The organism is Variovorax sp. P4_D9 (assembly GCF_056401695.1).
The window spans coordinates 1-8,155 of sequence record NZ_JBFUIU010000403.1 but is presented as its reverse complement, the minus strand read 5'-3'; the positions used below and the strand labels follow the sequence as shown (position 1 = coordinate 8,155).

Below are 8,155 nucleotides of genomic sequence, written 5' to 3'. Positions count from 1 at the left end.
CGGGGCTGGCGCGGCTTTCATCATCACGCCAGTCTCAGCATTGCCGCCTACGGCTTCTTGGTCGCCCAGCGGCTACGACACCCCGACGAGACGGGGGGTAAAAAAAACTCCGCTCAATGCCAAACGCCTGCCCTACCCACGCATTACAAACCTCGGGGAAGCCCAGAGGGCGCAGCGCCACGTCCCATCCTCCATCACGAGTTTGCGATTGCATATCGGCGCACTACTGGCTCGTAACCTCCCCCGATGCCCTGCTGTCTTGGGCATCAACGTGCACCGAATATCTAACACAGTAAGACTAGTTCGGAATCACAATTGATTGCCACATGTCGAAGTGACCACGATGCCCCGATATTCCGCACATCTCGCGTCAATGTTGCTGACGTTGTTGTTCGCCGCGCCTTCGATCGCGGCCGAGGCAGCGACTGCACCCGCCGCTGCACTGCGCGTGGCCACCGGACAGTTGGCACCCTTCGTGTTCAAGCAAGACGATCGGCTGAGCGGCTTCAGCGTCGACCTGTGGAACGAACTGGCGCGCGGGATGCGCGTGGACTTCGAATGGGTGGACGCGGGGCCGCGCGCCCAGCAACTGGAAGGCGTGCGTCGCGGCGACGCGGACGTCGCTATCTCGGCCATCGTGCTGACACCGGAGCGCGAGAAGATCGCCGACTTCACGCAATCCTATTTCGACTCCGGCCTGCAGATCATGGTCCGCACCGAAGAGGAAAGTCCGGTGCTCGCGACGTTGTTGGCCATACCCTGGAATGCCATCGGGAAGCTGTTCATCGCCGCACTCGTGCTGGTGTTCCTGTGGGCCAACGTGCTCTGGTTCATTGAGCGACGCAATTCCGAACTCGACAAGGGCTACGCGGCAGGCGTCGGCAACGAGGTGTGGAACACGATGCTGATCATTGCTACCGGCGAGCATGGCGAGCGAGGCACTCCGGGCGCGCTCAGGCGGCTCGTGATCGCGTGCGTGTGGTTGATGGGCATCGTGCTGATCGCGCAACTGACCGCGACCGTCACCTCATCGCAGACGGTTGATCGGCTACGCTCCAGCATTGCAGGCCCGGGCGACCTGCCCGGGAAGACGATTGCGACGGTGCCCGGCACCATCGCGGCCGACTACCTGGCGCGACTGCACCTGCCGATCGTGGAAATCACCAATCCCGCTGCCGGTGTGGACCTGCTCGCGCAGGGCAAGGTGCAAGCCATCGTGTTCGACGCGCCCACGCTGCAATACTGGGCTCGCAAAATAGACCGTCAGGCCAGCATCTTCTCGATGAGGCGCCAGTGCGGGGGCATCGCCCGGTCAACGCCGGTCAAGAAGCCCGTCAAAGCCCCCGAATTGACCAGCCGATCATCAAAACGCCGCTCGCGGCGATCCAACTGCCGCTCACACGCACGGCAATGCGCGCCCATGGCGCCCGCAATGCAACGACAAGCGCGGCGAACAGGACGACCAGTACGAACACTGCGGCGGCCAAACCGAGGGCGGCCAGGGTCGCCGATGCAGATAGGCCCATGCCGGTGCCATTGAGGTACCCGTGAACCAGCCCGAGCAGTGCACCGAGCACCGTCATCGAGCGCAGGGTGAGCTTCACATCGGCCGCAACCAAACCACCCAGCAGCAGGAACCACAAGGCCGCCACCAGTGTGCCGGCATGCGCGGTGGCCGCGGTCGATCCGACCAGGCTGCCGAGCAACCACGCCGCCGGCAGCGTGAACATTGCCCGTCTTCCGTAAGGTCCGCCGCGCAACCCGGCCAGCAGCGCCAACGCCAGCGCAGGAACAAGATCCTCGGGGCTGGACAAGAAGTGCAGCAGGCCGTCGTAGACCGGGCCCATCCCGGTCGAATTGAGGTGCGCTTCGGCAGGCCCGCACTCAAGCGCAAGGGCGAGCAGGGCGAGCGAGCGCGCACGAATCCACGACGCGTTCGCGTACATCATGCGAACGCCCTCCACATGAAGAATCCCCCGCCCGTTGCGACCGCCGTGCCGGCTGCCCGCAGCAGTTGCCGCCCCCAGGGCCGGCCGTGGACGGCTCCAATGCCGATGCCCAACGCGTGCAGGCCACCCGTGGCGATCACGAAACCTATGCTGTAGAGCAGCGCGTTCTGACCTGGCGGCAGTTCGACGCCATGCGCATGCCCGTGGAAGATCGCAAAGCCCCCGACCACGAGCGCCGCAATGACCAGAGGCGGGCGGAGTTCGAAGGCGACCGCGGTTCCGAGCACGATTGCCGACGCGGCGATACCGGCCTCCACGCCCGGGATCGGCACACCGAGAAATCCGACCATGCCGCCCAGCGCCATGACCATAGGGAAAGCTATCGGCAGCACCCAGATCGCCGGCATCCCCAGTTGCGCACCCCACAGACCTACGGCGACCATCGCGAGCACATGGTCCAGGCCCGAGAGCGGATGGAGCAAGCCGGTCAGCAGTCCGGCCGCCTCGCTCTGCTGGAGGTGTGCGCAGGCGGCCTGACCCCAGAAGGCCGCGAACAGGGCCAGCGCCTGCGCCGATCGAGGTCGAAGTTGCCGCATCATCGTGCCGCTGCGATCAAGAGCGCGACGCGCTGGACCGTCCAGAACGCACCGAGCGCTCCGACGACATAGCCAGGAAGTGCCTGCGCCCAACGCGGCCAGCGCACCTGGAGCACGCGGAAGGACCGCTCCATCGCCAGCACCAGCGCGACGAAACCGAGCTGCCCAAGCTCTACGCCGACGTTGAAGGACAGCAGCGCCAGCGGCAGATCCTGCCGCGGCAGGCCGGCACTGGTCATCACGGTGGCGAAGCCGAACCCGTGCAACAGCCCGAACGCGAACGCCACCACCCAGGGGTGGCGGATCGTGAAGCTCGTCTCGCCGCGCCACACGCGCACGATCTCCGGGCCGAGAAACAGGATGCTCAAGGCGATCGCCGCATTCATCGGCAGTGCCGGGACGTTCGCGACGCCGAGCGTGGCGATGGCCAGCGTGATGCTGTGGGCGACGGTGAAAGCGGTGACCGTCTTCATCAGCGTCCACCGATTGCCCACGATCAACAGCAGGCCGAGCACGAACAGCAGATGATCGGCTCCGAACAGGATGTGCCGGAAGCCCTCGACGACATAGGTGCCCAGCAACTCCCACCAGGCTTGCGAGGCGGCGATCTCGAACCATGGCTGCGAAGGGCGTGCGATGGTCTGCACCGTCCGGCCGTCGAGCAGCTCGACCCGGACCATCGCATCGGTGATCGTGAATTGCAGGCCCTTGATCTTGATTCGCTTGCCGGCCAGTCCGTTCGGCCCGGCGTCGATCCAACGTCGCTCGACGAGGGAGTCGGTGAGTTCCTGGACCACGGGCGCCTTCAGGTCGTTCACCCCATCGGGCATGGTCAGCACCAGCGGCAATCGCCTGCCCGCGAGCATCGGCGTGCGCCAGAGCACCGCATACTTGCCTGGCGCCGTTTCCTTGATCTCCAGATACGCCGGCCGCGACTCGTCGGCGCGTGAAACCGGCATTCCGGCAAGCAGGACGAGCAGCGCCACCGCGATGTAACCGGCGAAGCGGCGCAGGCCGATCACTTCGACACCCCGCCCGATAGTGTGGGCGCTTGCGCTGTCTGCGAAGACGACGAGTCCAACGAGGCCGCGGGACTCTCGGGCGGCGCGGGCAGCAGCACCGTGTAATTGCTGCGCATCGTCTTGTACGACTTCTCCCAGGCAAGCGCTTTCTGCTCGTCGAGCCACGCGGTCTTGATGTTGGCCTCGACCTCCTCGAAGGTCGGGACGCGGCCGGGAATCAGGGTGTCAACGAACAMGAGGTGCCAGCCGAAGCCGGACTCAATGGGCCCCTGCCACGAACCGTGCGAAAGCTTGGCTGTCGCCAGAGCGAATTGTGGTCCGAATTCCTTGCCGAGAAATTCGGGCGCGCGATCGCGATAGTAGTCCTGGAACATGAACGCGTCGGCGAGCGAGTTCGCGACTTTCGCGTCGACAGGCTGGCCGGCGAGCTTCGCCAGCGCTTGTTCCGCATCGGCTCTGGCACGGGTGCCGCGCTTGTCGGGGGAGAAGTACAAATGTCGAAAGCTCAGCCGGGGCGGCTGCGCGAATTTGGCGTCGTTCTTCGCGAACCAGCTCCTGAGCTCGACCGACGTCGGCTCGCGTGCAGCGGCCACATCTTCGGCCAGGAATTGCATCTTCTGCGCCATACGGCGCTTGACGATCTCGTCACCCTTGTCGAGCCCCATTGCGAGCGCCTCGCGGTAGAGGACTTCCTGCTGGACTTTCATCTCGACCATGCGCTCGAGCTCCTGCGGTGTCGGCAGTCGGTGCCACTGCGCCTGGTACAACTCGGTGAGCTGGGTGATCTCGTCGAGCGACAGTTGGATCTCCTTCGAAGACGCGGTCGCCGGGCTCCCGGACTGCGTGAGGCCGTAGAGCCCGAACATGATCACGCCGATCAATAGAAAGTGAACCAACGGCTCGCGGAGGAGACGATTCATCGCGTTTTTCCAGACTCTCAGCGCTACTTGTGCACATCGGGGAAGAAAGTTGCCGCTTCCTGCAGCGCCTTGCCAGACATCTCCACGATGATCCGCCGCCGCATCTGCTCGCGCATGGCCTGGAACTTCTGCTGCTGCTGCGGATTGAGCAGCGGCGAGATCTTCTCGTCGAAGGAGACGCCGAGCTTGCGCAGCTCCTGCGCCTTCTGCAAGCCGCTGAGGGAGACGTTCTTTTTCAGCGCGCCCAACTGCTGCACCTCCTGCTTGAGAATCGGGACGATCTGCTGCTTCTGCTCTTCCGTCAGCCCCAGCTCGATCGAGAACTGGTTCGACAGCGCCGTCAGCGGATTCGACGCGATTTGCGGAGCCGGAACGATCTCATAGTTGGCGAAGCCGAACTCATTGCTGCGTGCGGCGTAGTACGTGTCGCCGAGTTTATAGAACGTGAACGCGTACGGGTCCTGCGAGACGAAGGCAACGAGTTTGCCCGCCTCGATCTTGTAGGGGCTGGTGGTGCCCTGATAGCCGTCGCGCTCGACGCTGCCGAAACCGCTCGGCACGGCGGTGTCGCCTCCGATGCGGAATACCGTCGTATGGCCCTCGGCCGTGAAGTTCTGGCTGAACTGTTCTCCGGTCACGTTGTTGCGCAGCCAGAAGGCCTTGCCGACGATGAGCGCCTTCAACTGCGCGTCGTTCAGGGCCGCGGCACCTTTCTTCTTCAGGTCGGCGACGGTCATCCCGGCCGGGTTGCCCTTGCGCGCCTGCGCCGATGGCGCATACCAGATCGGCGAACTCCAGGCACGCTCCTGCCCGGTGAGCGGCACGATGTTGGGCGGGGGCAGCCCCTCCTTCACCGCCTGGATCAGCGTCCAGCGCGGCGTCGGGATCTCGAGCACGCGGACATAGTAGAACGCATGCAGGCTCGCATCGAATTCCGGGTCGGTCCACACCGTCTTCAGTTCCGCCGAGCCGACATCGTTGGTGTAGGTGGCCTTGTCGAAATCCACCGTGCTGCGGATGGCCGGCACTCGGCCCGACCACTTGTCGGGCTTGCGATCGCCAGCCCACACCACGTCGAATACTTTCTCGAGGCTCTGACCGTTCTGCGTCCAGCCTTTGATGACCTGGATGCGGTCGAGGTTGGCAGAGGTCGGGTCTTTCACTGCCCAGATGACGAAGCTCGGCGCGGTGCCTTTCCCCCCGGAGGGCATGGGCGGCAGGTCGGCGCCCATCGGCACGCCGCCCGCATAGGACTGCTTGACCCAGTCGCTGGCCTTCGCGATGTCCTGGTTGTAGCCCCAGCCGCCGAACAAGCGCACCTTGATGTGCGGGCCGGTCACGCCGAAGGTTTCCTTGCGGTACATCGCGTCCCACAGCGAGGCCCGAGTGTTCTCCTCGGCCCATACGCCGGTCAGCCCGCCGGGGTTTTCCAGGCGCACGTCCATGGTGCCGCCGATCAGCACGCCGGCAAAGCGCCGCTCAGCTGACGCGTCCGCCTGGGCGTGCAGACCGAAGAAGTTGTCCTGACGGTACGGACTGCCAGTATTGTGCGAGTCGGAGCCGCCCGCCATCCCGAACTTGTAGGGGTTGTAGCCGCGCACGTCCTGCATCGTGAGACCGTCCTTGTAAGCCTGGCGCGCGAAGCTGCCCGTGATGTGGTCGACGCGCCCGACATTGGCCGGAAGGCCGAGGATGGCTTGATACAACTCGTAGCTGGCGAACTCGTCGTTGGGCGACAGCAAGGGATGAGTCTCCGACTGTCCCTTGCCCTGCTTGATCTCGACCAGACGCTCGTTGCGGTCGCGCGAGGCCGCCCAGGCGGCGTCGATGGGCCGCCCGGTGGTGTTGTCGACGTCGACCGGGTACATCCAGCCGTCGGAGACGTTGGCGTTGTGCGAGATCGCGAGCAGTTCGTTGCCGCTCTTGCGCTGCACGTCCATCCAGTTCCACAGGTCCGTGGGTCGCGTGGAGTCGAGCGCGCTGAATGGATAGTCCGGTACCTTGTCGCAGGCCCGGAAGAACACGTTGCGGTGCAGGTTGCGGTTGCCCGGCATCGCTGTCCACTCGTACGAGCAGAACGCGGTGAACTTGCCCGGCTTGTTGTTCTCGTCGGCGATCTTGACGTTTTCCTTCCACACGGTGCCAGTGATTTTCGGGTCCATCAATGCCTTCACCGGCGCGCTCGCTGCCAGCTTGAGCAGGTACGAGAAGACCTGCTGTTGCTCAGCGGAGCTGTTGGGATCCTTCATGATCATCGGCTTCGCCGCGGGCAGCGTGCTCACGTAGCTCCCCGGGGTGTTGGCCTGCTTGGTGACGCCGACATATTCCGAGTGATCGGTCACGCCCATGAAATCGAGCGGTGTGTCGATCTTGATGTCGAAGCCCATCGGGTGCTTGATCGTCTGCCCCTGGGCATACTTGTAGGCATCGTCGGGGCCGGTGATGCGGTTGCCCATGACCCAGGCATCGACCGACCAGCTGGTGTGAATGTGGGTCTCGCCGAAGTACGCGTTCTTCTCCGGGTTCTTCTCCTGGGCGATCGTCGGCACGCAGGCCAGCGCGGTCGCCAGCGCGACGGTGGCACGGGCCGCCTTGGATTTGCTCGGTTTCATCGCTGACTCCTCCGTGCAGTCAAGAAAACTGCAGCCCGTACGCTATCAGCCGTAGCCGTTCGAACCAACTGGACCTTGGTCCAGGTTTTTTGACGCGGCCACCCCAACATGGGGCACAAAATGGCGACCAACATCGATATGCTTCGGCCATCGCGGCCTACCCCATAGACTGGATCCGACCCAAGATGCCCGAGATTTGGATATTCGCAAGCAATGAGCACCGCGCAGGCATCCAAGCGGCTGGCGAGCGTCTCGATGCGCATCCGATCCTTGGGGGGCATCGTCGGCCAGGTAGCTCACCAAGGGATGATCCCGCGGCAACTTTGCCGGCAATAGGATGAACTGGGTCGAAATCACCTGGATCGCGATGTCCGCTGCGACCCTGACGCTCGGCGTGATCCACCTTTTCGTCTGGCTCAAGCAGAAGTCGCAGTACGCCCATCTGCTGTTCTTCGCGCTCGCGGTCTCTGCGACGGTCTTTGGCGCCTTCGAGTTGGCGATGATGCGCTCGACGTCTGCTGCCGGCTACGCCACGACATTGCGTTGGGCGCATGTGCCGCTGGCGATGGTCGTGTTGTCGATCGTCTGGTTCGTCCGGTTCTATTTCGACGCCGGAAGACCCTGGCTTGCCTGGGCGACCTCCCAGTTCCGCCTGTTGGCGCTCGCGCTGAACTTCATCACCGGCGCAAACATCAACTTCAGCGAGGTTTCATCGCTGGATCTGACCACCTTCTGGGGCGGCCCGATCGTCGCGGGGCCGGTCGGTGTTGCCAATCCATGGGGGATCATCCCGCAGATCGGGAATGTGTTCCTGCTCGTCTTCGTCGTGGATGCCTCGCTCTCGCTATGGCGCCGGGGCGGATCCGATGGGCGTCGCCGTGCAACGATCGTCGGCGGCAGTCTCGCGATCTTCATCATCACGGTCGCGGGTTTCGCCGCCTTGATCACTCTGGGCCTGGTTCACGCCCCGACGATCGTCATGCCGGGCATTTTCATCGTCGTGATCGCCATGGGCTACGAACTTGGCTGGGACGTGATTGCAGCCGGGCAACTGGC

6 protein-coding genes and 2 pseudogenes are annotated in these 8,155 nt (G+C 64.1%); 3 read left to right on the top strand and 5 right to left on the bottom strand.

The genetic code is table 11. From position 1 onward, the window contains the following. A pseudogene (locus tag AC1DY5_RS32770) lies at positions 1-237 on the top strand (IS701 family transposase); the annotation flags it as partial. A gap of 106 nt (positions 238-343) precedes the next feature. Beyond that, a pseudogene (locus tag AC1DY5_RS32765) lies at positions 344-823 on the top strand (transporter substrate-binding domain-containing protein); the annotation flags it as partial. A gap of 511 nt (positions 824-1,334) precedes the next feature. Here the strand turns inward: AC1DY5_RS32765 and AC1DY5_RS32760 are convergent. The 5 genes from AC1DY5_RS32760 to AC1DY5_RS32740 are packed head-to-tail and all read right to left on the bottom strand — an operon-like array spanning position 1,335 to position 7,099. Next, entirely contained in the window at positions 1,335-1,949 is a 615-nt protein-coding gene (locus AC1DY5_RS32760) for a HupE/UreJ family protein (protein WP_478118265.1), read from the bottom strand. Then, entirely contained in the window at positions 1,946-2,548 is a 603-nt protein-coding gene (locus AC1DY5_RS32755; RefSeq protein WP_478118263.1) for a HupE/UreJ family protein, read from the bottom strand. The genes AC1DY5_RS32760 and AC1DY5_RS32755 overlap by 4 nt, the downstream gene beginning before the upstream one ends. Continuing rightward, positions 2,545-3,567 (bottom strand): HupE/UreJ family protein, encoded by a 1,023-nt coding sequence (locus AC1DY5_RS32750; RefSeq protein WP_478118262.1) that lies wholly within the window; start codon positions 3,565-3,567, stop codon positions 2,545-2,547. The genes AC1DY5_RS32755 and AC1DY5_RS32750 overlap by 4 nt, the downstream gene beginning before the upstream one ends. Then, the gene (locus AC1DY5_RS32745; protein ID WP_478118260.1) at positions 3,564-4,487 is read right to left on the bottom strand and encodes a peptidyl-prolyl cis-trans isomerase; all 924 of its coding nucleotides are present in this window, start codon (positions 4,485-4,487) and stop codon (positions 3,564-3,566) included. The genes AC1DY5_RS32750 and AC1DY5_RS32745 overlap by 4 nt, the downstream gene beginning before the upstream one ends. Before the next feature lie 23 nt (positions 4,488-4,510). After that, the gene (locus AC1DY5_RS32740; RefSeq protein WP_478118258.1) at positions 4,511-7,099 is read right to left on the bottom strand and encodes a DUF3604 domain-containing protein; all 2,589 of its coding nucleotides are present in this window, start codon (positions 7,097-7,099) and stop codon (positions 4,511-4,513) included. A 337-nt stretch (positions 7,100-7,436) separates the two neighbouring features. Between AC1DY5_RS32740 and AC1DY5_RS32735 the strand changes: the two genes are divergently transcribed. Then, the coding region (locus AC1DY5_RS32735) for a hypothetical protein (RefSeq protein ID WP_478118257.1) at positions 7,437-8,155 on the top strand (719 nt) is incomplete at its 3' end.